Source organism: Pseudomonas paraversuta (genome assembly GCF_904063065.1).
GTDB lineage: Bacteria > Pseudomonadota > Gammaproteobacteria > Pseudomonadales > Pseudomonadaceae > Aquipseudomonas > Aquipseudomonas paraversuta.
In genome coordinates this window covers 207370-231163 of record NZ_CAJFCL010000008.1, presented here as the reverse complement: position 1 = coordinate 231163, position 23794 = coordinate 207370, and the positions used below count along the sequence as shown (strand labels likewise).

The 23794-nt window shown below is 59.1% G+C and carries 25 protein-coding genes and 1 pseudogene; 12 read left to right on the top strand and 14 right to left on the bottom strand.

The features are described from left to right. Positions 1–52 precede the first annotated feature (52 nt). The 3 genes from rpoZ to JQ845_RS17655 form a co-directional block, all read right to left on the bottom strand. Positions 53–316 (bottom strand): DNA-directed RNA polymerase subunit omega, encoded by a 264-nt coding sequence (gene rpoZ, locus JQ845_RS17665; RefSeq protein ID WP_003437783.1) that lies wholly within the window; start codon positions 314–316, stop codon positions 53–55. A gap of 167 nt (positions 317–483) precedes the next feature. Then, the gene (gmk, locus tag JQ845_RS17660; RefSeq protein WP_003437785.1) at positions 484–1104 is read right to left on the bottom strand and encodes a guanylate kinase; all 621 of its coding nucleotides are present in this window, start codon (positions 1102–1104) and stop codon (positions 484–486) included. Positions 1105–1117: 13 nt separating this feature from the next. Further along, the gene (locus tag JQ845_RS17655) at positions 1118–1981 is read right to left on the bottom strand and encodes a YicC/YloC family endoribonuclease (protein WP_003437788.1); all 864 of its coding nucleotides are present in this window, start codon (positions 1979–1981) and stop codon (positions 1118–1120) included. A gap of 222 nt (positions 1982–2203) precedes the next feature. Between JQ845_RS17655 and rph the strand changes: the two genes are divergently transcribed. Together rph and JQ845_RS17645 are read left to right on the top strand one after the other, a co-directional pair. After that, on the top strand, positions 2204–2926 hold the full coding sequence (rph, locus tag JQ845_RS17650) for a ribonuclease PH (RefSeq protein WP_003437790.1): 723 nt from the start codon (positions 2204–2206) through the stop codon (positions 2924–2926). A 49-nt stretch (positions 2927–2975) separates the two neighbouring features. Then, positions 2976–3344 carry a DUF4870 domain-containing protein gene (locus JQ845_RS17645; RefSeq protein ID WP_003437794.1) on the top strand — a complete coding sequence of 123 codons (369 nt, stop codon included), beginning with the start codon at positions 2976–2978 and terminating at the stop codon, positions 3342–3344. 60 nt (positions 3345–3404) lie between these two features. Here the strand turns inward: JQ845_RS17645 and JQ845_RS17640 are convergent, their stop codons facing one another. Beyond that, the gene (locus tag JQ845_RS17640) at positions 3405–4184 is read right to left on the bottom strand and encodes an exodeoxyribonuclease III (RefSeq protein ID WP_003437806.1); all 780 of its coding nucleotides are present in this window, start codon (positions 4182–4184) and stop codon (positions 3405–3407) included. Between the two features lie 81 nt (positions 4185–4265). On the opposite strand from JQ845_RS17640, the gene pyrE reads away from it, so the two are divergent. Beyond that, the gene (gene pyrE / locus JQ845_RS17635; protein WP_203009303.1) at positions 4266–4907 is read left to right on the top strand and encodes an orotate phosphoribosyltransferase; all 642 of its coding nucleotides are present in this window, start codon (positions 4266–4268) and stop codon (positions 4905–4907) included. Between the two features lie 61 nt (positions 4908–4968). On the opposite strand, the gene argB is transcribed toward pyrE, so the two are convergent. The 4 genes and pseudogenes from argB to coaBC form a co-directional block, all read right to left on the bottom strand. After that, positions 4969–5874 (bottom strand): acetylglutamate kinase, encoded by a 906-nt coding sequence (argB, locus tag JQ845_RS17630; RefSeq protein WP_003437812.1) that lies wholly within the window; start codon positions 5872–5874, stop codon positions 4969–4971. 25 nt (positions 5875–5899) lie between these two features. After that, positions 5900–7276: pseudogene (locus JQ845_RS17625) on the bottom strand (phosphomannomutase/phosphoglucomutase); the annotation flags it as partial. Between the two features lie 321 nt (positions 7277–7597). After that, positions 7598–8053: a dUTP diphosphatase gene (gene dut, locus JQ845_RS17620; RefSeq protein WP_003437816.1), complete on the bottom strand. Its 456-nt coding sequence runs from the start codon at positions 8051–8053 to the stop codon at positions 7598–7600. A gap of 5 nt (positions 8054–8058) precedes the next feature. Beyond that, positions 8059–9267 (bottom strand): bifunctional phosphopantothenoylcysteine decarboxylase/phosphopantothenate--cysteine ligase CoaBC, encoded by a 1209-nt coding sequence (gene coaBC, locus JQ845_RS17615; protein ID WP_003437818.1) that lies wholly within the window; start codon positions 9265–9267, stop codon positions 8059–8061. 122 nt (positions 9268–9389) lie between these two features. Between coaBC and radC the strand changes: the two genes are divergently transcribed. Beyond that, a complete protein-coding gene (gene radC / locus JQ845_RS17610) occupies positions 9390–10064 on the top strand; it encodes a RadC family protein (protein WP_003437820.1) in 675 nt (224 codons plus the stop codon). Positions 10065–10067: 3 nt separating this feature from the next. On the opposite strand, the gene JQ845_RS17605 is transcribed toward radC, so the two are convergent. Next, complete coding sequence (locus JQ845_RS17605) at positions 10068–11654, bottom strand: ABC transporter substrate-binding protein (protein ID WP_010656756.1); 1587 nt, start codon at positions 11652–11654, stop codon at positions 10068–10070. A 512-nt stretch (positions 11655–12166) separates the two neighbouring features. Between JQ845_RS17605 and rpmB the strand changes: the two genes are divergently transcribed. Together rpmB and rpmG are read left to right on the top strand one after the other, a co-directional pair. Next, the gene (rpmB, locus tag JQ845_RS17600; RefSeq protein WP_003437823.1) at positions 12167–12400 is read left to right on the top strand and encodes a 50S ribosomal protein L28; all 234 of its coding nucleotides are present in this window, start codon (positions 12167–12169) and stop codon (positions 12398–12400) included. 11 nt (positions 12401–12411) lie between these two features. Continuing rightward, positions 12412–12567, top strand: a complete 156-nt coding sequence (gene rpmG / locus JQ845_RS17595; RefSeq protein ID WP_003437824.1) for a 50S ribosomal protein L33 — start codon at positions 12412–12414, stop codon at positions 12565–12567. Positions 12568–12740: 173 nt separating this feature from the next. On the opposite strand, the gene JQ845_RS17590 is transcribed toward rpmG, so the two are convergent. Continuing rightward, the gene (locus JQ845_RS17590) at positions 12741–13103 is read right to left on the bottom strand and encodes a cupin domain-containing protein (protein ID WP_003437825.1); all 363 of its coding nucleotides are present in this window, start codon (positions 13101–13103) and stop codon (positions 12741–12743) included. Between the two features lie 238 nt (positions 13104–13341). Here JQ845_RS17590 and JQ845_RS17585 point away from each other — a divergent pair, with 238 nt between their 5' ends. Both JQ845_RS17585 and JQ845_RS17580 read left to right on the top strand, forming a co-directional pair. Continuing rightward, positions 13342–14835, top strand: a complete 1494-nt coding sequence (locus JQ845_RS17585) for an aldehyde dehydrogenase (protein WP_003437826.1) — start codon at positions 13342–13344, stop codon at positions 14833–14835. Between the two features lie 147 nt (positions 14836–14982). Further along, complete coding sequence (locus tag JQ845_RS17580) at positions 14983–16128, top strand: MFS transporter (protein WP_010656754.1); 1146 nt, start codon at positions 14983–14985, stop codon at positions 16126–16128. 29 nt (positions 16129–16157) lie between these two features. On the opposite strand, the gene JQ845_RS17575 is transcribed toward JQ845_RS17580, so the two are convergent. Together JQ845_RS17575 and JQ845_RS17570 are read right to left on the bottom strand one after the other, a co-directional pair. After that, a complete protein-coding gene (locus tag JQ845_RS17575; protein ID WP_029612719.1) occupies positions 16158–17693 on the bottom strand; it encodes a phospholipase D family protein in 1536 nt (511 codons plus the stop codon). Between the two features lie 30 nt (positions 17694–17723). Beyond that, positions 17724–19160, bottom strand: coding sequence for an aminotransferase-like domain-containing protein (locus tag JQ845_RS17570; RefSeq protein ID WP_003437829.1), 1437 nt, complete (start codon positions 19158–19160; stop codon positions 17724–17726). Between the two features lie 169 nt (positions 19161–19329). Between JQ845_RS17570 and JQ845_RS17565 the strand changes: the two genes are divergently transcribed. Continuing rightward, a complete protein-coding gene (locus JQ845_RS17565; RefSeq protein WP_003437832.1) occupies positions 19330–19563 on the top strand; it encodes a DUF1127 domain-containing protein in 234 nt (77 codons plus the stop codon). Between the two features lie 37 nt (positions 19564–19600). Here JQ845_RS17565 and JQ845_RS17560 read toward each other — a convergent pair whose 3' ends face one another. Beyond that, positions 19601–20902 carry an NAD(P)/FAD-dependent oxidoreductase gene (locus JQ845_RS17560; protein WP_003437833.1) on the bottom strand — a complete coding sequence of 434 codons (1302 nt, stop codon included), beginning with the start codon at positions 20900–20902 and terminating at the stop codon, positions 19601–19603. A 147-nt stretch (positions 20903–21049) separates the two neighbouring features. On the opposite strand from JQ845_RS17560, the gene JQ845_RS17555 reads away from it, so the two are divergent. Continuing rightward, entirely contained in the window at positions 21050–21403 is a 354-nt protein-coding gene (locus JQ845_RS17555) for a YkgJ family cysteine cluster protein (protein ID WP_003437837.1), read from the top strand. Positions 21404–21452: 49 nt separating this feature from the next. On the opposite strand, the gene JQ845_RS17550 is transcribed toward JQ845_RS17555, so the two are convergent. Then, positions 21453–21941 carry an Lrp/AsnC ligand binding domain-containing protein gene (locus JQ845_RS17550; RefSeq protein ID WP_003437842.1) on the bottom strand — a complete coding sequence of 163 codons (489 nt, stop codon included), beginning with the start codon at positions 21939–21941 and terminating at the stop codon, positions 21453–21455. A gap of 156 nt (positions 21942–22097) precedes the next feature. On the opposite strand from JQ845_RS17550, the gene dadA reads away from it, so the two are divergent. Both dadA and JQ845_RS17540 read left to right on the top strand, forming a co-directional pair. After that, positions 22098–23399, top strand: a complete 1302-nt coding sequence (gene dadA, locus JQ845_RS17545) for a D-amino acid dehydrogenase (protein WP_003437843.1) — start codon at positions 22098–22100, stop codon at positions 23397–23399. Then, positions 23371–23724, top strand: coding sequence for a RidA family protein (locus JQ845_RS17540; protein WP_003437845.1), 354 nt, complete (start codon positions 23371–23373; stop codon positions 23722–23724). Before dadA ends, JQ845_RS17540 begins: the two co-directional genes overlap by 29 nt. Positions 23725–23794: the final 70 nt, after the last annotated feature.

Sequence of the window (23794 nt, the reverse complement as noted above, 5' to 3'; positions counted from 1 at the left end):
CTCCTGCCAAAACTTTTTACCCTTCGCCGTGCTACGTCGACCGGGCATAGGCTTAGTTCGCCTCGTTGGACTCGTCCTCGAACGCTGCGAACAGCGGTTCGTCTTCGACGATTTCAGCGTTGGCGATAAACTCGTAGCTCATCAGGCCTGCAGCGATTTCACGCAAGGCAACAACGGTAGGCTTGTCATTTTCCCACTCAACCAAAGGCTCTTTACCGCCGGTGGCCAGTTGACGGGCACGCTTGGTAGAGAGCATGACCAGCTCAAAGCGGTTATCCACGTGTTCTAGACAGTCTTCAACGGTTACGCGGGCCATGGTCTTCCTCGTAGCAAATGCAATATGCGCGCTGCCCGGATGGGCGAGCGGACTCAACAGTTTAAAAAATCACCAGCCATTAGGGAAGCGCTGATTTTTCAAGCGCCTTCCCAAACCCGCTGTAAGCGCCAATGTAAAGCCCTTACAGGGGTTTTGGGAAGAGCCCTTTAACCCAGCAATTCAGCCAGTAATTTGCCAAAACGCTGCTGCTGACGTTTTTGCTGGAGGCGATTGGCGTGAAAAATTGCCTTCAGGTCCTCCAGTGCCAGCGCAAAATCATCATTGATGATCAGGTAGTCATAGTCGACGTAGTGACTCATTTCACTCACGGCTTCACGCATGCGCCCGTCAATGATTTCGTCGCTGTCCTGCCCGCGATTGTCCAGACGCTCACGCAAGGCTTGCTGGCTCGGCGGCAGGATGAAGATCGAACGCGCCTGCGGCATCAGCTGGCGAACCTGCTCGGCGCCTTGCCAGTCGATTTCCAGAATCAGGTCGTGACCTTCATCCAGGGTCTGCTGCAAATGGCTCTGCGAAGTCCCGTAAAGGTTGCCGAACACCTCGGCGCGCTCCAGGAAATCACCGTGTTCGATCATTTTCACGAACTCTTCGCGTTCGACGAAATGATAGTTCACGCCGTTGACCTCACCCGGGCGCATGGCGCGGGTGGTGTGCGAAACCGAGACGCGAATCTGCGGTTCGAGGTCGATCAATGCCTTGACCAGACTGGTCTTGCCTGCGCCAGAAGGGGCAGAAACGATATAAAGGGTGCCGGTGCTATGGGTCATGTCAGGGAGAGCCTTACTCAATATTCTGTACTTGTTCGCGCATCTGCTCGATCAACACCTTGAGGTTGACCGCCGCCTGGGTACTGCGCGGATCGAATGCCTTGGAACCGAGGGTGTTGGCCTCCCGGTTGAGTTCTTGCATCAGGAAGTCGAGGCGCCGGCCGGCGGCTCCACCGGACTTGAGCACGCGCCGCACCTCAAGGATGTGGGTACTCAGGCGGTCAAGCTCTTCGGCAACGTCGCTTTTTTGCGCCAGCAGGACCATTTCTTGCTCAAGGCGCTGGGGATCAAGCTCGGCCTTCATGTCAGCAAAGCGATCGAGCACCTTTTGCCGCTGGGTGGCCAGCATCTGTGGCACGAGTTCACGCAAAGTCTCGACATCAGCCTCGATCGCGGTCAGTCGCTCGCTGATCAGGCGCGCCAGTTCGGCGCCTTCGCGCTCACGGCCGTTTTTCAGTTCCTGCAGCGCCTGCTTGAACAGCACCAGCGCCTGATTGTTCAGGGCTTGAGGGTCGCTTGCATCCGCCACCAATACGCCTGGCCAGGCCAGCACTTTCAGCGGATCCAGCGCAGCCGGCTGCTTGATCAGGCTGGCGATGGATTCGGCGGCGGCCACCAGTTGCGCCGCACGCTCACGGTCAACCTGCAGCGGCTTGCCCGTGGTTTCTTCGGTGAAACGCAGCGTGCATTCCAGCTTGCCACGTGAGATCCCCTGACGCAGCGCTTCACGCACCGCACCTTCGAGGTCACGCAAAGACTCGGGCAGGCGCAGGTGCGGCTCCAGGTAGCGGCTATTGACCGAGCGCAGCTCCCAGCTCAGGGTGCCCTGAGTGCCGGCACTTTCGACGCGGGCAAAGGCGGTCATGCTATGCACCATGGAGGTACCTCGCGATTCGATGAATTTAGCCTGACGGCCATTGAGGCGAAGGATTGTAACGCAGTGCAGGGGACGGCCCCAAATGACGTCTGTCGTAAAAGTACCCGGTGTCATGGCGCTCCCAAGGGGGCGGCGAGCCGGGCATGCAATTATTAGGCGTGTCCTGTCGGGCCATGGCCTTTATAATGCTCGGCAGTTTTCCGTCCCGTACAGGTATCCCACATGAAACGTCCAAGTGGTCGCGTTGCCGATCAGCTCCGTCCGATCCGCATCACCCGCAACTACACCAAACACGCAGAGGGTTCTGTACTGGTCGAGTTCGGTGACACCAAAGTCATCTGCACCGTCAGCGTCGAAAACGGCGTGCCACGCTTCCTTAAAGGCCAGGGCCAGGGCTGGCTGACTGCCGAATACGGCATGCTGCCCCGCGCCACCGGCGACCGCAACCAGCGTGAAGCCAGCCGCGGCAAGCAAGGCGGACGCACCCTGGAAATCCAGCGCCTGATCGGCCGCTCGCTACGCGCCGCACTGGACATGTCCAAGCTGGGCGACATCACCCTGTACGTCGACTGCGACGTGATCCAGGCCGACGGCGGCACTCGCACGGCCTCGATCACCGGCGCCATGGTTGCCCTGGTCGACGCTTTGAAGCTGATCAAGAAACGCGGCGGCCTCAAGGGCGGCGACCCTCTCAAGCAGATGATTGCAGCGGTCTCGGTGGGCATGTATCAGGGCGAGCCAGTGCTCGACCTCGACTATCCTGAAGATTCGGCAGCCGAAACCGACCTGAACGTCGTAATGACCAGCACCGGTGGCTTCATCGAAGTTCAGGGCACTGCCGAAGGCGCGCCATTCCAGCCTGAAGAGCTGAACGCCATGCTGGCACTGGCGCAAAAGGGCATGACCGAAATTTTCGCCCTGCAACAAGCTGCACTGGCCGACTAACATCGCCGAGCTGTATGCCGAAGCCGTCTGTAACCATCTGGAGAACGCCATGAGCGAGCTGGACCTTTCAAAACCCGAGCCGAGCCGCGATGCTCGTAAATGGGCCATGTTTTGTCACTTTTCAGCGTTCCTCGGGATGTGGTTTCCGTTTGGCAGCCTGATCGGCCCGCTGATCCTGTGGCAGGTAAAGCGTGAAAGCGATCCGTTCATCGATGACCAGGGCAAGGAAGCCCTGAACTTTCAGATCACCGTGGCGATTGCTTCGGCCATTTGCTACGTGCTGATGTTTGTTCTGATCGGTTTCGCCCTGCTCGGCCTGGTCCTGATCGGCGCAGTGGTGCTGGTGGTGATTGCCGGCGTCAAGGCCAATGACGGAGTGGTATACCGCTACCCCTTCACCTGGCGCCCGATCAAGTAAACCAGCACCCACAAAAAAGCCGACAGCGATGTCGGCTTTTTTGTGGCTTCGAAAAAACACCTAGATAGTCAGTGTCCAGTCGTAGTCCACGATCAATGGCGCATGTTGCGAGAAGCGTGGCTGACGCGGCAGGCGAGCGCTTCGTACGAAGCGGCGCAGACCCGGTGTCAACAACTGGTAGTCGAAACGCCAGCCCAGATTAAGCATCTCGGCCTGTTCGTTATCCGGCCACCAGCTGTACTGATCGCCTTCACGACTGACTTCACGCAGGGCATCGACATAGCCCATATTGCCGACAATCTCGTCCATCCAGGCCCGCTCAGGCGCCAGGAAACCAGGAGATTGCTGGCTGTCACGCCAGTTTTTAATGTCGAGTTTCTGCTGCGCCACATACAGCGAGCCGCAGTAGATGTACTCACGACGCTTGCGACGCTGCTTATCCAGATAGCGTGCAAAGTCGTCCATTAGCTTGAATTTTTGATTCAAGTCTTCATCGCCGTTCTGCCCCGAAGGGAGCAGCAAGGTCGCGATGCTGACCTTATCGAAATCGGCTTGCAGGTAGCGCCCGTAGCGATCGGCCGTCTCGAAGCCAAGCCCAGTGATGACTGCTTTCGGTTGCAAGCGCGAATACAAAGCCACACCGCCTTGGGCAGGGACTTCAGCTTCGCAGGCATAAAGAAAGTAGCCATCCAGCTGGTAGGCTGGATCGTCCAGTTCAAAGGCGGAGGCGCGGGTGTCCTGCAGGCAGATAACGTCGGCATTCTGAGCTTGCAGCCAACTGAGCAAACCGCGCTCGACTGCCGTCTGAATACCATTGACGTTCACACTGATGATCCGCATAAATGGCCCCAAAAATCACGTGCGTGTATGATACACGCCGTCTAACCAATTAGCTAAATCCGTGGCATCTGGGGCCTTTACATGCAAGCGTATCAGCGCGACTTCATCCGTTTTGCCATCGATCGCGGCGTTTTGCGCTTCGGTGAGTTCACCCTGAAGTCCGGGCGCACCAGTCCTTACTTCTTCAATGCCGGCCTGTTCAACACCGGCTCCGCACTGGCTCAACTGGGGCGTTTCTACGCTGCCGCCATCGTTGACAGCGGTATCTCCTTCGACGTCCTGTTTGGCCCGGCCTACAAAGGCATTCCACTGGCGGCAACCACCGCAGTGGCCCTGGCAGAACACCATGACCGCGACCTGCCATGGTGCTTCAACCGCAAAGAAGCCAAAGCCCACGGCGAAGGTGGCAGCCTGGTCGGCTCGCCGCTCGAAGGCAATATCCTGATCATCGACGACGTGATCACCGCCGGCACCGCCATCCGTGAAGTCATGCAGATCATCCAGGCCCAGGGCGCCAACGCCGCAGGCGTGCTGATTGCCCTGAACCGTCAGGAGCGTGGCAATGGCGAGTTGTCAGCCATTCAGGAAGTCGAGCGTGACTTTGGTATTCCTGTGGTCAGCATCGTTTCCTTGAACCAGGTGCTGCAGTACCTGGCCGAAGACGAAACGCTCAAGCAATACCTGCCAGCCGTTGAAGCCTATCGGGCGCAGTACGGGATCTAGTCCGCACAGCCAAAAAAAAGCCCCGCCCGGCAATCGCCGGACGGGGCTTTTCTGGTTTTGCTTAAACCGTCTTGCTGTTGGTAATCAGGGTACCGACACCGGTATCGGTGAAGATTTCCAGCAGCACCGCGTTCGGTACACGACCGTCGACGATGTGTGCAGTGGTCACGCCACCTTGCACGGCTTCCAGCGCGCAGCGGATCTTGGGCAGCATGCCCCCGTAGATGGTGCCATCGGCAATCAGGTCATCCACCTGGGCAGTGGTCAGCCCGGTCAGCACCTTGCCCTGCTTGTCCATCAGGCCCGCGATATTGGTCAGCAACATAAGCTTTTCAGCTTTCAGCGCTTCGGCGACCTTACCCGCCACCAGATCCGCGTTGATGTTGTAGGACTCGCCGTTTTCACCCACGCCAATCGGCGCAATTACCGGGATGAAATCACCCTTGGTCAGCATGTTCAGCAGGTCAGTGTTGATCCCGACCACTTCGCCCACATGCCCGAAATCGATGATTTCCGGGCTGGTCATTTCCGGTGTCTGGCGGGTAACCACCATTTTCTTGGCCCGGATCAGCGTGGCGTCTTTACCGGTCAGGCCTATGGCGCTACCGCCATGGCGGTTGATCAGGTTGACGATCTCTTTGTTCACATGGCCGCCGAGCACCATTTCAACCACATCCATGGTTTGCGAGTCTGTGACCCGCATACCGTCGATGAAATGGCTCTCGATGGACAGGCGCTTGAGCAAATCACCGATTTGCGGACCGCCACCATGGACCACGACCGGATTGATACCCACGGCCTTCATCAACACGATGTCGCGGGCAAACCCGGTTTTCAGCTCATCGTTTTCCATAGCGTTGCCGCCGTACTTGATCACCAGCGTCTTGCCGACGTAACGGCGAATATAGGGCAGCGCTTCGGACAAAACCTTGGCGACGTTGGAGGCGGCATCACGTTCGAGGGTCATTCAGGGCTCCGGTAGAACAAATCGATCAAAACGGTAGTTGGAGATCAGGCGCCACACGCTTCAATTGGGCGTGAAAGACATCCTTGATACGTTGCAGTTCGGCCTCGGTCTCTGCCTCGAATCGCAGCACCAGCACCGGAGTGGTGTTGGAGGCGCGAACCAGGCCCCAGCCGTGTGGATAGTCGACCCTAACACCATCAATGGTGGTCAGCTCGGCGGCTTCACCCCATTGGGCATCGTGCAGGGCGTCAATGATGCTGAATTTGCTCTCATCCGTCACATCGATATTGATCTCTGGCGTAGAAATATCGTTGGGGAAGGTCTCAAACAGCTCTTCGGCTGTCGCCTGGCGCTTGCTGAGGATCTCCAGCAGGCGCGCAGCACTGTAAATACCGTCATCAAAACCGAACCAGCGCTCTTTGAAAAAGATATGCCCGCTCATTTCTCCGGCCAGCAAGGCACTGGTTTCCTTCATCTTCTTTTTGATTAACGAATGACCGGTCTTCCACATAAGTGGCCGACCGCCACATTCTTCGATCCAGGGCGCCAGACGACGGCTGCATTTCACATCAAAAATGATCTCGGCAGCCGGGTTGCGCACCAGCACATCCTGAGCGAACAGCATCAGCAAGCGATCCGGGAACACCATGGTGCCGGTATTGGTCACGACACCGACACGGTCGCCGTCGCCATCAAAGGCCAGGCCAAGGTCGGCATTGGTTTCTTTAACCTTGGCGATCAGGTCCAGCAGATTCTCGGGCTTGCCCGGGTCCGGGTGGTGGTTGGGGAAATTACCGTCCACCTCGCAGAACAACGGGATCACTTCGCAATTCAGGGCTTCGATCAGTTGCGGGGCAATCACGCCTGCCGCACCGTTACCACAGTCGACCACCACTTTAAGACGCCGGGCCAGCTTGATGTCCCCGGTAATTTCATCGAAGTAGCGCGGCAAAATCTCAACCCGGGTGATGCTGCCTTCCCCCCAAGTCAGATCATTGCTCTTGAGGCGGGTATGCAGCGCCTGTATTTGCTCGTTGGCCAGGGTGTCGCCAGCGATCACGATCTTGAAGCCGTTGTAGTTGGACGGGTTATGGCTGCCCGTGAGCATCACCCCCGACTTGCCCCTCAGCACGCTGGCCGCGTAATACAGCGCCGGCGTCGGTACCAGGCCTACATCGCTGACATGGCAACCGCTGTCGGCCACACCCTGAATCAAACGCTCCACCAGTTCCGGACCCGACAACCGCCCGTCACGCCCCACCGATACATGGGGCTCACCCTGGGCCAGGCTTTCGGCGCCAATGGCACGGCCAATCCAGTAGGCAGTTTCAGCGGTCAAGGTTTCAGGCACCACACCGCGAATGTCATAGGCGCGGAAGATGCTGTCAGGGAATTGCGGCGCGACCGAAGCTTGGCTGCTCATTAAAAAGGATGCTCCATTTTCTGAGAATTCGGGGTGTGCACTGAAACTGCCAGGCACACGAACGTCGACCTTGCCCTACGGCGAGCATTCACCGGTTGACGGGGAGCGGTCGAGCATAAGCTGTGGCTTTGGACGGCGTTTTGACGCGAGAGTTCGTGAGGCCAGTTGGCATTACGGGGCGTATGGCACAAGGCTGCCATCGATTTTGGCAATAAACAGAGTGACTGCATTGGCGCGAGCTTCATCCTGAATTACCACGCTAACGAGTCAGGTCAGGCAGGGCGCCTGACCTGAGTACGATCAGAGGCTGCCGGAATGACCGAAGCCGCCAGCGCCACGCTGGCTTTCGTCGAATTCTTCGACCAGCTCAAAGTGCGCCTGCACCACCGGCACCAGCACCAGCTGAGCAATACGCTCACCGATGGTGATGTTGAAGGCGGTTTGACCACGGTTCCAGCACGAAACCATCAGTTCGCCCTGATAATCGGAGTCGATCAGGCCGACCAGGTTACCCAGCACGATGCCGTGCTTATGACCCAGGCCGGAGCGCGGCAGGATCAGCGCCGCCAGGCCCGGATCACCGATGTATACCGACAGACCGGTCGGGATCAACAGGGTCTGGCCCGGTTCCAGAACGGTGTCTTGTTTAAGCATGGCGCGCAGATCAAGACCGGCGGAGCCGGGCGTGGCGTACTGCGGCAGCGGAAATTCGCTACCAATGCGTGGATCGAGGATTTTGGCTTGCAAAGCGTGCATACGAGTTAAACCTGGTTCAGACGTTCGGCGATAAAAGTGATCAGCTGGCGGGCAATTTTGCCCTTGCTGGTCTGGGCAAACACAGTGGCATGCAGTTGACGGTCAATCACGCTGCAGGCGTTTTCTTCGCTGTTGAAGCCGATGCTGGGGTTAGCCACATCGTTGGCCACAATCAGGTCGAGGTTTTTGTCTTTGAGCTTGCGCGCGGCGTAATCGAGCAAGTGCTCGGTCTCTGCGGCAAAGCCGACACTAAAAGGGCGGTCAGGGCGCGAAGCGATGGTGGCCAGAATGTCTGGATTGCGCACCATCTGCAGCAACAGGCCGTCACCCTTGGTAGGGTCTTTCTTGAGTTTCTGCGGGGCAACGACTTCCGGGCGGTAATCCGCGACTGCAGCGGACGCAATAAACACGTCACAGGGGATCGCCGCTTCACAGGCCGCGAGCATATCGCGGGCACTGACCACATCGATCCGGCTCACCCGGTCCGGGGTCGGCAAGTGCACCGGCCCGGTAATCAGGGTTACCCGGGCACCGGCCTCAACCGCCGCTTCAGCCAGGGCAAAGCCCATTTTTCCGGAGCTGTGGTTGGTGATATAGCGCACCGGGTCGATGTTTTCCTGGGTCGGGCCGGCCGTAATCAGTACATGCTTGCCGGTCAATACCTGACGCTGAAAACACTCGGCGGCGCAGTGCACCAGATCATCGGCCTCAAGCATGCGGCCAAAGCCCACGTCACCGCAGGCCTGGCTTCCGGAAGCCGGACCAAACACGCGCAGGCCGCGGGTTTCAAGCAATCGGGTGTTGGCCTGGGTGGCCGGATCACGCCACATGGCCTGATTCATCGCCGGCGCAATGGCGACCGTCGCGTCAGTGGCCAGCACCAGGGTGGTCAGCAGATCATTGGCCAGGCCCTGGGCAAGACGGGCGATCAGGTCAGCCGTGGCTGGCGCGATCAGTACCAGGTCAGCCCACTTGGCCAGCTCGATATGGCCCATCGCGGCTTCAGCCGCCGGGTCCAGCAAATCCAGGTGAACCGGGTGCCCGGACAGGGCCTGCATGGTCAGCGGAGTGATGAACTCGCTACCGCCACGGGTCATGACAACCCGCACTTCGGCGCCTTGATCCAGCAAACGGCGAACCAGCTCTGCACTCTTGTAAGCCGCGATGCCGCCGCCGACGCCCAAAACAATGCGTTTTCGATACAGCCGCTGCATAGGCCTGCCTTCTAGTTCGATGATGACTGCGCGGAAAATGGCCAAATGCCACGCAAAAATGATGGGCTAAGATAACACAGCGCCTGCCAGGGAACAGCGGCGCCCACATACATGGAGGTGTTATGAGCATCAGGGATTGGCCGGCAGCAGAGCGGCCGCGCGAGAAGCTTTTAGAACACGGAGCATCCAGTCTTTCCGACGCCGAACTGCTGGCAATCTTCCTGCGCACCGGGGTCTCGGGCAAAAGCGCGGTCGACCTGGCACGGCATTTACTCGCTGAATTCGGCAGCCTGAGGGCCTTGCTCGAAGCCGACCTCGCCGGGTTCTGTCGCCAGCTGGGGCTCGGGCCGGCCAAGTTCAGTCAGTTGCAGGCGGTACTGGAGATGAGCCGCCGGCACCTGGCCGAGCGCCTGCGCCGGGACTCGGCGCTAGAGAGCCCGCAGGCCGTTCGTGACTATCTCAAGTCGTTACTGCGTCACGAACTCCACGAAGTGTTTGGCTGCCTGTTTATGGACTCCAAACACCGGATGCTGTCCTTTGAAGTGCTGTTCAGGGGCTCCATCGACAGTGCCAGCGTGTACCCGCGCCAGGTGGTCAAGCGCGCCCTCGCACATAACGCCGCAGCGGTGATTTTTTGCCACAACCACCCCTCGGGTGTCACCGAGCCCAGCCAGGCCGACCGTACCCTGACCAAGCGCCTGAGCGATGCGCTGGACCTGATCGAAGTGCGGGTTCTGGATCACTTTATCGTTGGCGACGGTGAACCGCTCTCAATGGTCGAACATGGCTGGATGTGACACTCAGGGCTTGATGCTGACCGTCGAAAAGTCCTGACGCCCGAACGGACTCACCTGATAACCCTGTACGTCTTTACGGGTAAGCGCGTAGGCCGTTGGGTGTGCCAGCGGCAGCCACAGCGCCTGCTGCTGAATCAGGGCCTGGGCCTTTTGATACAGCGCGCTGCGCTTGTCCTGGTCGGTGAGGGTTTTGCCCTCACTGATCAGGCTGTCCAGGGTCTTGTCGCAATAACGCGCAAAGTTGGTCCCGGACTTCACCGCGGCGCATGAAAACTGCGGAGTCAGGAAGTTGTCCGGGTCGCCGTTATCACCGGCCCAGCCCATGAACAACAGGTCGTGCTCACCCGCTTTGGCGCGACGGATCAATTCGCCCCATTCAATCACCCGGATGTCCGCCTTGATGCCCACCTTGCCCAAGTCCGCCTGCAGCAACTGCGCCCCAAGGCTTGGGTTCGGGTTCAGCACGCTACCGGTCGGCCGGGTCCAGATGGTGGTTTTAAAGCCGTCCTTGAAGCCTGCACTGGCCAGCAGCTCTTTGGCTTTTTGCGGATCATGGGCATAGCCCGGCAAATCTTTGGCATAGCTCCAGGTCGTGGCCGGATAGATGCCATTGGCGGTCTGTGCACCGTTCTCGAACACCGCCTTGAGGTAAGTGTCTTTATCGAAGGCCAGATTGATCGCCTGCCGCACCTGGGGCTTGTCCAGTGGCGGATGCTGACTATTGATGGCCACAAAAGCAGTCATGAAGGCCGGGGTTTGCGCAACGCTCAACGCCGGGTCCTTGGTGGCGGCATCCACATCCAGCGGTTTGGGCGAGAGGGCAATCTGGCACTCATTGCGGCGCAATTTCTGCAGGCGCACGTTGGCGTCCGGGGTGATGGCAAAAATCAGCCCGTCAATGGCCGGCTTGCCCGCGAAATAGTCCGGGTTGGCCTTGTAACGCACCACCGCGTCTTTCTGGAAGCGCGAGAACACAAAAGGCCCGGTACCGATCGGCTGGCTGTTCATCAGCTCCGGCGTTCCGGCCTTGAGCAGTTTGTCGGCATATTCGGCCGAATAGATCGATGCAAAGCCCATACTCAGCGCCGGCAGGAACGTTGAATCCGGATGGCTGAGGGTAAAGCGCACGGTCAACGGGTCCGGGGTTTCGATCTTTTTCACCAGCTGCGGCAGTTGCAAGGACTGCGCATGGGGGAAACCGCTTTGCGCCACCTTGTGCCACGGATTGTCCGGATCAAGCATGCGCTCGAAGCTGAAGCGCACGTCATCGGCATTCAGTTCACGGCTCGGGGTGAAATAAGGCGTGCTGTGAAACTTGACCCCGGGGCGTAATTTGAAGTCGTACACAAGACCGTCAGGGGACACTGACCAGCTTTGCGCCAGACTCGGCACCAACCTGGCAGCCCGGGCATCAAAATCCACCAGACGATTCATCAGCACGTCTGCCGAGGCATTGGTGGTCGTGAGCGAGTTGTACTGCACCACATCGAACCCTTCGGGGCTGGCCTCGGTGCAAACACTCAAGGTGGCCGCCTGAACCAGCGGACTCAGGCAAAAGGTAAGCAATAAGGGGGCGGCAGCGAGGCGCATGATCTGTTTCCTTTGCAAGTCGATGTGGCCCATCTGCAGGTGCAGTCTGGAAAAGACTAACCCTAGTGACCTGATGGACAAATGACTACTTTTTAATACGATCCGTTCCCTGTAGCGGCTGCCGAAGGCGCCTGCAGAGCTCGAAACGGGGGTATTTTCGGCCATATCAAGACCCGTCCGCCCTTGTCGCGACCGTCGCCGACTGCAATAAAGCGCAATTTTCGCACTGAAACCTTTCATCTCGCGACGAGCGGTAAAACCCAAGCAGGCATAGGCTTTAGCGCGAAATGCCGTTAGACTGCCGACTTAATTAATTACAGCAAACCACAGTTCGTGTTGTTGCTCTTTAGTCTTTCTGGTATAAAGCAGCGCTCTTTTCTAGGGGCCCGGTTCCTTCGTTTGTAGGTGTAGCCGGTAAGACCCTTAAAGAAACGCGGCGCCTGGCGCCATGACTGAGAGATTAAGCGGCCAACCCATGCCGGGTTGGGCATGTGGTTTTAGAGGGCTGAGGCATGTCGAGAGTCTGTCAAGTTACCGGTAAGGGTCCGGTGACTGGGAATAACATTTCCCACGCAAATAACAAAACCCGTCGTCGTTTCCTGCCGAACCTGCAGCATCACCGCTTCTGGGTTGAAGAAGAGAAACGTTTTGTTCGTCTGCGCGTATCTGCTAAAGGCATGCGCATCATCGACAAGCGTGGCATCACTGTCGTGCTGGCCGAAATCCGCCGCGATGGCAAGATCTAAGGGAGCTAATCATGCGTGAATTGATCCGTTTGGTGTCGAGCGCTGGTACAGGCCATTTCTACACCACAGATAAGAACAAGCGCACCACTCCGGACAAAATCGAAATCAAAAAATTCGATCCGCGGGTTCGCAAGCACGTGATCTACAAAGAAGCCAAAATCAAGTAATTGGTTTTACTTCTTACAAAAAAGGCCCGCATCTCACGATACGGGCCTTTTTTGTTGCTCAGCGCTGACGGTTCAACGTGAGACCGGCACTTCCCTGCATTTCCCGGCCTGACTCAGTTTCATGGTCACCATTACCCCTCCTGCGCCACGATCCTCAGCCGCCATCTATCGGCTCAGGGTTTGTGTTCAAACACGACGTAAACTTTGCGACATGGCTCCAGCACTTCCCACGTGCCACTGAAGCCGGCAGGGATGACAAAGCGGTCACCGGCCCGCAGGGTCTTGGCGTTGCCTTCCTGGTCACGCAGAACTGAAACGCCCTGCAGAATTTCGCAATATTCATGCTCGGTGTAATTGACCGTCCAGTGCCCCACAGCACCTTCCCACACCCCCGCGCTCATCTGCCCGCAAGGGCTGTCGTAATGGTTGTGGACAACTTGCTCCGGATTACCCTTGAGCACTTTTTCCGGCGCAGGACTGAATCGGTCAGCCTGGGTTTTGGCAGTGCTGAAGTCGACGATTGTGGCAATGCTCATTATTTTTGTACCCCCGAAATTGCTGCGTGTGTGGTCAGAAAGACAAAAGCTGATGTTTATTAAAACGAACAAGCCTTGCCGTTTGCGACACATGTGTCAAATATATTGAAAGTTCCAGGGCCACTGGTTTAGGGTGGCGGATGTCTCGTACTGATCACTTTAGTGAATCGGACAGCATCCATGACGCGCCATGCCAAAGCCTGAGCGCTGCAATTCTTAATAAGAGGAGGACACTCGAATGACCACCCTGACGCGTGCTGATTGGGAACAACGGGCCAAACAGCTGAAAATCGAAGGTCGCGCCTACATCAACGGTGAATACACCGACGCGGTCTCCAATGAAACGTTCGAGTGTCTCAGCCCGGTCGACGGCCGCTTGCTGGGCAAAGTTGCCAGCTGCGATGCAGCTGACGCCCAGCGCGCCGTAGAAGTGGCACGCAAAACCTTTGAGTCGGGCGTCTGGTCGCGCCTGGCACCGGCCAAGCGCAAAGCCGCCATGATCCGCTTTGCCGATCTGCTCAAGCAAAACGCCGAAGAACTGGCCCTGCTTGAAACCCTGGACATGGGCAAGCCTATCAGCGACTCGCTGCACATCGACGTCCCCGGTGCAGCCGGTGCGCTGAGCTGGAGCGGTGAAGCCATCGACAAGATTTACGACGAGGTCGCCGCCACCCCCCACGACCAGTTGGGTCTGGTGACCCGCGAAGCGGTCGGCGTAGTCGCCGCCATCGTGCCGTGGAACTTCCCGTTGATGATGGCCTGCTGGAAGCTCGGTCCGGCGCTGTCGACCGGTAACTCGGTAATCCTCAAGCCCTCCGAAAAATCGCCACTGACAGCCATCCGCATTGCGGCACTGGCCGTTGAAGCCGGCATTCCGGCTGGCGTCCTGAACGTCCTGCCAGGTTACGGCCACACTGTCGGCAAAGCCCTGGCCTTGCACATGGACGTCGACACCCTGGTGTTTACCGGTTCGACCAAAATCGCCAAGCAGTTGATGATCTATTCCGGCGAATCCAACATGAAGCGCATCTGGCTCGAAGCCGGCGGCAAGAGCCCGAACATCGTCTTCGCCGATGCTCCCGACCTGCAAGCCGCTGCCGAATCCGCTGCCAGCGCCATCGCCTTCAACCAGGGCGAAGTCTGTACCGCAGGTTCGCGCCTGCTGGTCGAGCGCTCCATCAAAGACAAATTCCTGCCGCTGGTGATCGAAGCGCTCAAGGACTGGAAGCCGGGCAATCCGCTGGACCCGGCCACCACCGTGGGCGCCCTGGTCGACACTCAGCAAATGAACACTGTGCTGTCGTACATCGAAGCCGGCCACAGCGAAGGCGCCAAACTGGTTGCCGGTGGCAAACGAATCCTGCAGGAAACCGGTGGCACCTACGTTGAGCCGACCATTTTCGACGGTGTGAGCAACGCGATGAAAATCGCCCAGGAAGAAATTTTTGGCCCGGTCTTGTCGGTTATCGCCTTCGACAGCGCCGCAGAAGCGATCCAGATTGCCAACGACACGCCATATGGCCTGGCGGCTGCAGTCTGGACAGCCGATATCTCCAAGGCTCACCTGACTGCCAAAGCCCTGCGCGCCGGTAGCGTATGGGTCAACCAATACGATGGCGGCGACATGACCGCTCCGTTTGGCGGCTTCAAACAGTCGGGTAACGGCCGTGACAAGTCGCTGCACGCATTCGACAAATACACCGAGCTGAAATCCACCTGGATCAAGCTGTAACACAACACTGGTAACACCCTGTGGGAGCGGGCTTGCCCGCGATGATCGCACCCGGTCTGCGCTATGGACCCCGGTGCTAGCATCGCGAGCAGCCGCTCCCACATTTGTTTCAAACCTTTATTTCCAGTTATCCACAGGAGCACAGCGATGCGTTGGGCGACTTACTTCGCCGTACTGGCCTCGGTACTCAGCGTCGGCCTGGCGCTGGGCGTGAGCATGCCGCTGGTGTCGTTCCGGCTCGAAAGCTGGGGTTACGGCGGGTTCGCAATTGGCGTGATGGCAGCCATGCCGGCAATCGGCGTGCTGGTGGGCGCCAGCCTGGCCAGCAAACTGGCCTCGCGCTTTGGTACGCCGGCCCTGATGCGTCTGTGTTTGTGGTGTGGCGCGCTGTCCATCGGGCTGCTGGCGTTACTGCCCAGCTACCCGGTGTGGCTGGTGCTGCGACTGCTGATCGGGGTAGTGCTCACGATCATTTTTATTCTCGGTGAAAGCTGGATCAACCAACTGGTGGTCGAACAATGGCGCGGCCGCCTGGTCGCACTGTATGGCTCGGCCTACGCCTTGAGCCAACTCTCCGGGCCCCTGCTATTGGGCCTGGTTGGCTCTGAAGGGGACTACGGATTCTGGATCGGCGTAGCTCTGCTGACGCTGGCCCCCTTGCTGCTGATGGGCCGCGATGGCGCCCCCGTCACCGAAGCGTACAGCGTGACCTTCAAGGACTTGCTGGAGTTCTGTCGAGGCTTGCCGGCCATCGCCTGGGCTGTAGGGTTATTTGCGGCCTTTGAAGCCATGATTCTGACCCTGCTGCCGGTCTATTGCCTGCGTCAGGGCTTTACCGCCGACATCGCCCTGGCAATGGTCAGTACCGTGGTGGTGGGCGATGCCCTGCTGCAACTGCCGATTGGTGCGCTGGCCGACCGCCTGTCCCGGCGTTCGTTGTTCACCGGTTGCGCGGTGCTGCTGATGCTGTCGAGCCTGGCGGTGCCATTGTTGCTCAATACCCTGTTGATCTGGCCGCTGTGGGTGATTTTCGGCGCCAGCGCAGGCGGCCTGTTCACCCTGTCGTTGATTCTGATCGGCGAGCGCTACCGTGACGACGCGCTGGTACGTGCCAATGCCCACATTGCACAGCTATGGGGCATTGGCTGCCTGATCGGGCCGCTGGCCGCAGGTGCTGGCAGCCAGTGGATCAGCGGCCATGCCTTGCCGCTGTTCATGGCCGCCGGAGCCTTGGTGCTGGTGATCCTGGTGTTGCGCCAGGGCGCCTTTGGCGCAGAGCAAACAGCCGCATAAAACATGCGCCTGCAGAGGGGCCTGGGTGGTTACAACATCTTCTCCAGCCCCACGCTCTTGCTGAACCAGGCGTTCAGCCGGCGCCACCAGTTGCCCGGCTCGTGGCTCAACGCATGTAACCGGCCATTGTCTTCGGTTACCCAGACGATCTTGCCCTGCTCCAGGGTCGGCTCGTAGCTCAAGGCCGGCGACATGCCCTGCAACGCCAGCTTGCGCGCCTCGTCCGCCAGCTGCGGGCTGTCCACCAGCACCCCGACCTCGGTGTTCCACAAGCCCGAACGCGGGTCGAAATTGAACGAGCCGATAAAGGATTTTTGCCCGTCGAAAATCATCGCCTTGCTGTGCAGGCTCGAATCGCTGCTCATCCCGTGTTTAAACAGATGCGGACCGCTGCCCGGGTGGCTGCCGGGCTGGCGCCGCAGCTCAAAGAGCTTGACCCCATGCTCCAGCAACGCCTTGCGATAGGGGGCATAGCCGCCATGCACCACCGGCACGTCCGTGGCTTCCAGGGAGTTGGTCAATAAACGTACATCGACCCCGGCATCCGCACGGCCCGTCAGGTACACCAGCCCGGTTTCACCCGGCACAAAGTAGGCCGAGACCAGAATCAGCTCTTTGTTCACCCCGGCCAGTTCCGGCGCCAGTTGCGTGGTCAGCAACAAATGCGGATCCGGCTCGTCCTTGGCCAGCACCTTGCTCGGTGCATCCCACAAGGCCTGACCCCAGGCCCAGATCAGCTCTTTGCGCCAGGTATCCAGCTGCGGGCTGGTTTCATACGAAGCCAGTTGCTGGTACAGCGTGTTGTTGCGTTGTTGTGCCAGTTTGAGCGACGCCTCGAGTTTTTCCCGCGCCCTGGCCAGCTCCGACCGGGACAGCCGTGCCGAAACAAAATCACCAATGGGCTGGCTCAGGGCACTGTTCCAGTATTGATCGAAGCTGTACCCCAGTTGCTCAGCCACCGGCCCCACTCCGAGCAGGTCGATGTCGGTGAAATTCAGATCCGGCTGAGCATCGAAATACTCATCGCCCAAATTCCGCCCGCCGACAATCGCCGCACTGTTATCGGCCAGCCACAGCTTGTTGTGCATGCGCCGGTGCTGGCGCGAAAGATTGAATAGCCGGCCCATCGCCCGGGTCACCCCCGTGCCACGTCCCAATTGCAGCGGATTGAACAGGCGGACCTGAATATTGGGATGGGCCGCCAGGGTGGCCAGAATATCGTCCAGGCCATCGCTGGCGGTGTCGTCGAGCAGCAGTCGTACCCTCACCCCGCGATCTGCCGCCTTGAGCAGCTCATCAACCAGCATCCGCGTACTCAGCCCGTCGTGGACGATGTAGTACTGCAGATCAAGACTGCTCTGCGCATTGCGAATCAGCTCTGCCCGGGCCCGGAACGCTTCGCCGCTGTTGGGCAATAAACGGAACCCCGAGCGGCCCCGGTAGGGCGCCGCCTGAGCCATGATCGAGCGGCCAAAGGATGAATCCACCGCGGGGGTAGCCTGACTTGACTCTCGAGGTACATCCAAGGTGCTACAACCTCCCAGCAACAGCGCGAAAAACAACATGCAGAGTGATTTCAACGTACGGTGCCCCGTTCAACTGTCCGCGTGACCGGCCGCCTGAGCCCACAATTTGCTGGCCGTTTCACCGACCTTGCGCACGGCCTCTTCAATCTGCAGCGTTGGCTTGGCAGCGTAGTTCATGCGCAAGCAATTACGGTACTTGCCCGAGGCAGAAAAGATGCTGCCCACCGCGACCTGCACCCCCTGCTCAAGCAGCGCGCGATTGAGGCGCAAGCTATCAAACCCCTCGGGCAGTTCAAGCCACAGCATAAAACTGCCCTGAGGCCGGCTGGCGCGGGTACCGGGCGGAAAGTAGCGGCTGATCCAGCCCAGCATCAAATCGCGATTGCGCTGATATTGGGTGCGCATTTTGCGCAGGTGCGGCTCGAAATGACCGTTTTTCAAAAAGTCGGCAACCGCCAGCTGCGGCTGCGGCGCGGTGGAGCCGGTGGAGATGTACTTCATGTGCAGCACCCGCTCCAGATAACGGCCCGGCGCGACCCAGCCTACCCGCAGGCCCGGGGCCAGGGTCTTGGAGAACGAGCTGCACAGCAGCACCCGACCGTCATCGTCGAACGACTTGATGGTCCGCGGGCGAGGGTAGGTGTAGGCCAGCTCACCGTAGACATCGTCTTCGATAATGGCCACGTCAAAGCGCTGGGCCAGGGTCACCAAGGCCCGTTTGCGCGCCTCGGGCATGATGTAGCCCAGCGGATTGTTGCAACTGGGGGTGATCTGGATTGCCTTGATCGGCCACTGCTCCAGCGCCAGCTCCAGCGCATCCAGGCTGATGCCGGTCAGCGGGTCGGTGGGTATCTCCAGCGCCTTCATGCCCAACCCTTTGAGGGTTTGCATGGCGCCGTGAAAGCTCGGCGAATCGACCGCCACAATATCTCCCGGCTCACACACCGCCCGAATACTGCATGACAGCGCTTCATGGCAGCCAGTGGTGATCACTATCTCGTCGGGGCTCAACTGACAGCCCGAGTCGAGCAGCAGGCGCGCCAGTTGCTCGCGCAGGGCCAGCACCCCGTAGACGTTGTCGTAATACAGGCCGGGCAAGTCCAGGCGGCGACTGATTTGCGCCAGGCTGCGCAACAACGGCTTGATGGTCGGCACAGTAACGTCGGGCATGCCGCGCCCCAGTTGAATCACATCCTTTTGCGGCACCGAGCGCACCAGTTCCAGCACCTGCTCCCACTGGGAAATTTCCACCGGCCGCTGAGCGGGCTTGCCCATGCCCGGCAAGGCCGGCAACTGGCGCTCCATCGGTACAAAGTATCCGGACTTGGGGCGCGGCGAAGCCAGGCCATTGTCCTCCAGCAACCGATACGCCTGCTGCACCGTACTCAGGCTCACACCATGTTCGGCGCTTAATGCACGCACTGAAGGCAAGCGGTCGCCGGGGCGATAAAAGCCCTGTTCGATGCGCGTACCGAGCAGGTCGGCGAGGTTGACGTATAGGGTCATGGCGGTGCTCTCGAAAGATTGACCGGTACAGATGGGCTATAAACCGAGGATTCAGGCTCTAAAAAGACGAATCTGTATGCATATAAAAACAGTTTGCTGAATCTGTCATGGTTTTTGACGCAAGGCCATCATGCTGACTCATAGCAACCGAGTCAAAAGGAGCTGGCGAATGAATGGTTTAAGCGATGTGCGTCTGACGTTACACGGCCCGCAATTACAGGCTGAGCACGAATCTTTTCAGGTCGTCAGTTCACCTGCCGCTTTAAGCCGCTGGGGCCTGTTCTGTCACCGCTCACGCACCCGCCGGGCCTTGCTCCAGCTGGATGCACAGCAGCTGCGGGACGTGGGTTTGAGCCCGGAGCTGGCCCTGCGCGAAGGCTGCAAACCGTTCTGGCGTTCTTGACCTGACTGGCAGCAGCGAGCGCCTGCAGGGGGGCGGGTTAACCCAGCTCTTTGAGCCGATGCCACAACATGCCCAGCGCCAGCAACGGCGAACGCAGGTACTTGCCGCCCGGAAAGGTGATGTGCGGGACTTTGGCGAACAGGTCAAAACCGTGGCTTTGCTGGCCGCTGATGGCCTCGGCCAGCAGCTTGCCGGCCAGGTGCGTGGCGTTCACCCCATGTCCTGAATACGCCTGGGCGAAATACACGTTGGGCTGATCCGGCAGACGACCGATCTGCGGCAAGCGGTTGGCGCCAATACCAATCATCCCGCCCCACTGGTAATCGATTTTTACATTGGCCAGGTGCGGGAACACTTCGAGCATTTTCGGCCGCATGTAAGCGCCGATGTCCTGCGGGTCGCGGCCTGAGTAATGGCAGGCACCACCGAACAGCAAACGCCGGTCCGCCGAAAGCCGGTAATAATCCAGCGCCACACGCTGATCGCATACCGCCATGTTCTGCGGCAACAAAGCATGAGCCTGGGCTTCACTCAACGGCTCGGTGGCAATGATGTAACTGCCCGCAGGCAGTACTTTGCCACTGAGTTGCGGGTTGAGATCCTTGAGATAGGCATTGCAGCCCAGCACAAGGCTCCTGGCCCGCACCGATCCCTGAGCCGTATGCACACGCACTTCAGGGCCGTAATCGATCCGGGTTACCGCGCTGTTTTCGAACAGCTTCACGCCCAATTGCGCCGCGACGGCGGCTTCACCCAGCGCCAGGTTAAGCGGGTGCAAATGACCCGAGCCCATGTCGACCAGGCCTCCGACATAACGGTCCGAACCCACCACACTGTGCACTTCGTTGGCTTGCAGCAAACGGGTCTGGTGGCGATAACCCAAACCGCGCAATTCTTCGGCCTCTTCGGCAAAACCTTCCAGGTCGCGAGGCTTGTTGGCCAGGTCGCAATAACCCCAGGTCAGGTCGCAGGCAATGTTGTAGCGTTCGACCCGCTGGCGCACGATTTCCACCGCCTCCAGGCCCATCAACTTCATTTGCCGCACACCGTCCTTGCCGATGATCCCTTCAAACTGCTCAAGCCCGTGGCCGACGCCGCGAATCAGTTGCCCGCCATTGCGCCCGCTGGCGCCCCAGCCGATCTTGTGCGCTTCGAGCACAATCACGCTCATGCCGCGCTCGGCCAGTTCCAGCGCCGTGTTCAGGCCGGAAAAGCCGCCGCCCACCACGCACACATCAGCCACATGCTCACCTTGCAGCACCGGATGATCGGGCTGCGGCAGACTGCTGGCGGCGTAATAAGAAGCGGTGTGCTGGCTGCGCGGATCCGGGGCGCTCATGTGATTAATCCTGATTATTCATGTTAGAAAAATTTGACGGAGCATAAGCCCGGCCCTTCCTGCGGGGCAAGAACAGCCGGACGGCCCTGTCTAGAGTGAGGCTTTTCGGGCAGACTCTGCGGCCTTTTCAAATCCGGTGAGCCTTAGATGAGCTGTAACAGTCATAAAATCCGCTTTCTCAGGCAGCAGATCCCGTCGTTCGAATGCGTTCCGGGTTGCCATGACTGCTGCGGGCCCGTGACCACCTCATCTGAAGAAATGGCCCGCCTGCCACGCAAGACCGCTGCCGAACAAGAGGCGGCCATGGACGAGCTGAACTGCGTACACCTGGGCCCCAATGGCTGCACTGTGTATGAAGAGCGCCCGCTGATCTGCCGTCTGTTTGGCACCACCCCGACCTTGCCGTGCCCTAACGGCCGCCGCCCGGTGGAAATGATCCATCCTTCGGCGGAGAAGCTGGTGCATGAATACATCGCCAGTACCCGCCAGGTGCTGGTCTAGAACCTTCCTGCCCCTGCAGGAGCAAGCTCGCTCCTGCAGAGCCCCGGGGTCAATCCGGGATCGGCAAATTCAGGCTCTCTTTCACCTCTTCCATCACGATATAGCTCTTGGACTCACGCACGTGGGGCAGTTTGAGCAAGATATCGCCCAGCAGCTTGCGGTACGAGGCCATCTCGCTGATCCGCGCCTTGACCAGATAGTCGAAGTCACCCGACACCAGATGACACTCCAGTACGTGGGGCAATTTCAGCACTGCACGGCGGAATTCTTCAAAAGTATCGCCTGACTTGTAGTCGAGGCTGATTTCGACGAACACCAGCAAACTGCCCTGCAAATGCTGGGGGTTGAGCCGGGCGTTGTAGCCCATGATGATCCCTTCGCGTTCCAGCCTGCGTACCCGCTCGGTACAGGGCGTGGTCGACAACCCTACCTTCTCTCCAAGCTCGGTAAACGAGATCCGGCCATCGGCCTGCAGGATGCGCAAAATGTTGCGATCGATCTTGTCCAGTTCACGCTTTGTCTGATGATTTGTACGCATAGGAGAATCTCCTTTGTAAAAAGCGTTTTGGCCGAGAATTGTCGCCAAATATAGCTTTTTATACAGTGAAATCCACTGGCAAATGCTTCTTATACTGCGCTCATCTTCGCTTTGAACAATAAACGTCTGCGGCTGGCCGCGATGAGGGAAATAAATATGCGAGTTATGGTATTGGGTGGCGGCGTTATTGGTACTGCCAGCGCCTATTATCTGGCCCGAGCCGGTTTCGATGTAGTCGTCGTAGACCGTCAGCCAGCCGTTGCGATGGAAACCAGCTTTGCCAACGCCGGCCAGGTATCCCCGGGCTATGCATCGCCATGGGCCGCGCCGGGCGTTCCGCTCAAGGCGATCAAATGGCTGCTCGAGCGCCACGCGCCCCTGGCAATCAAGGCCACCACCAATATCGACCAGTACCTGTGGATGGCGCAGATGCTGCGCAACTGCACCGCCAGCCGCTATGCCGTGAACAAGGAGCGCATGGTGCGTTTGTCCGAGTACAGCCGCGACTGCCTCGATGAACTGCGCGCCGAAACCGGTATTGCCTACGAGGCTCGCAACCTCGGTACCACTCAATTGTTCCGCACCCAGGCCCAACTGGACGGCGCAGCCAAAGATATCGCCGTACTCAAGGAGTCCGGGGTGCCTTACGAGCTGCTCGACCGTGCGGGTATCGCCCGGGTTGAGCCGGCACTGGCCGGTGTCACTGACATTCTGGCCGGCGCCCTGCGCCTGCCGAATGACCAGACAGGTGACTGTCAGATGTTCACCACCCGCTTGGCTGAAATGGCTAAAAACCTGGGTGTCGAATTCCGCTTCGGTCAGGATATCCAGCACCTGGACTTCGCGGGCGATCGCATCAATGGCGTAATGATCGACGGCAAGCTCGAAACCGCTGACCGCTACGTACTGGCCCTGGGCAGCTACTCACCGCAAATGCTCAAGCCACTGGGCATCAAGGCCCCGGTTTACCCGCTCAAAGGCTACTCGCTGACCATCCCGATCACCGATCCGGCCATGGCCCCAACCTCGACCATTCTGGATGAGACCTACAAAGTCGCCATCACCCGTTTCGACAACCGTATCCGTGTCGGCGGCATGGCCGAGATAGCCGGTTTTGACCTGTCGCTCAATCCACGTCGGCGTGAAACCCTGGAGATGATCGTCAATGATCTTTATCCTCGGGGCGGTGATTTGAGCCAGGCAAGTTTCTGGACCGGCCTGCGCCCGACCACTCCGGACGGCACGCCGATCGTGGGCCCGACGCCATTTAAAAACCTGTTCCTGAACACCGGTCATGGCACACTCGGCTGGACCATGGCCTGCGGCTCCGGCCGCTTCCTCGCTGACGTGATGGCCAAAAAGACGCCACAGATCAGCGCCGAAGGCCTTGATATTTCCCGTTACGGAAACCACCAGGAGACTGCAAAACATGGCAATCCAGCGCCAGCTCACCAATGAACGCATGAGCCAGATCGTGGCTCACAACGGCACTGTTTACCTGTCAGGGCAAGTCGGCAATGACATGTATGCCGGGGTCGAGCAACAAACCCGCGAAACCCTGAAAAATATCGAGCACCTGCTGGACCTGGCGGGCACCGACAAAAGCCACATCCTGTCGGTCACCATCTACCTCAAGAACATCGATGCCGACTTTGCCGGCATGAACAGTGTCTGGGACGAGTGGCTGCCTAAAGGCGTACAGCCTGCACGCGCAACGGTCGAAGCCAAGCTGTGCGAACCGGAAATTCTGGTGGAACTGTCGGTTATCGCGGCACTGCCATAACACCCTTGATGTCATAACTGTCCCTCTTCCGGTGCCACCGTGGTCAAGCCACGGGTTGGCGCCGGTTTTT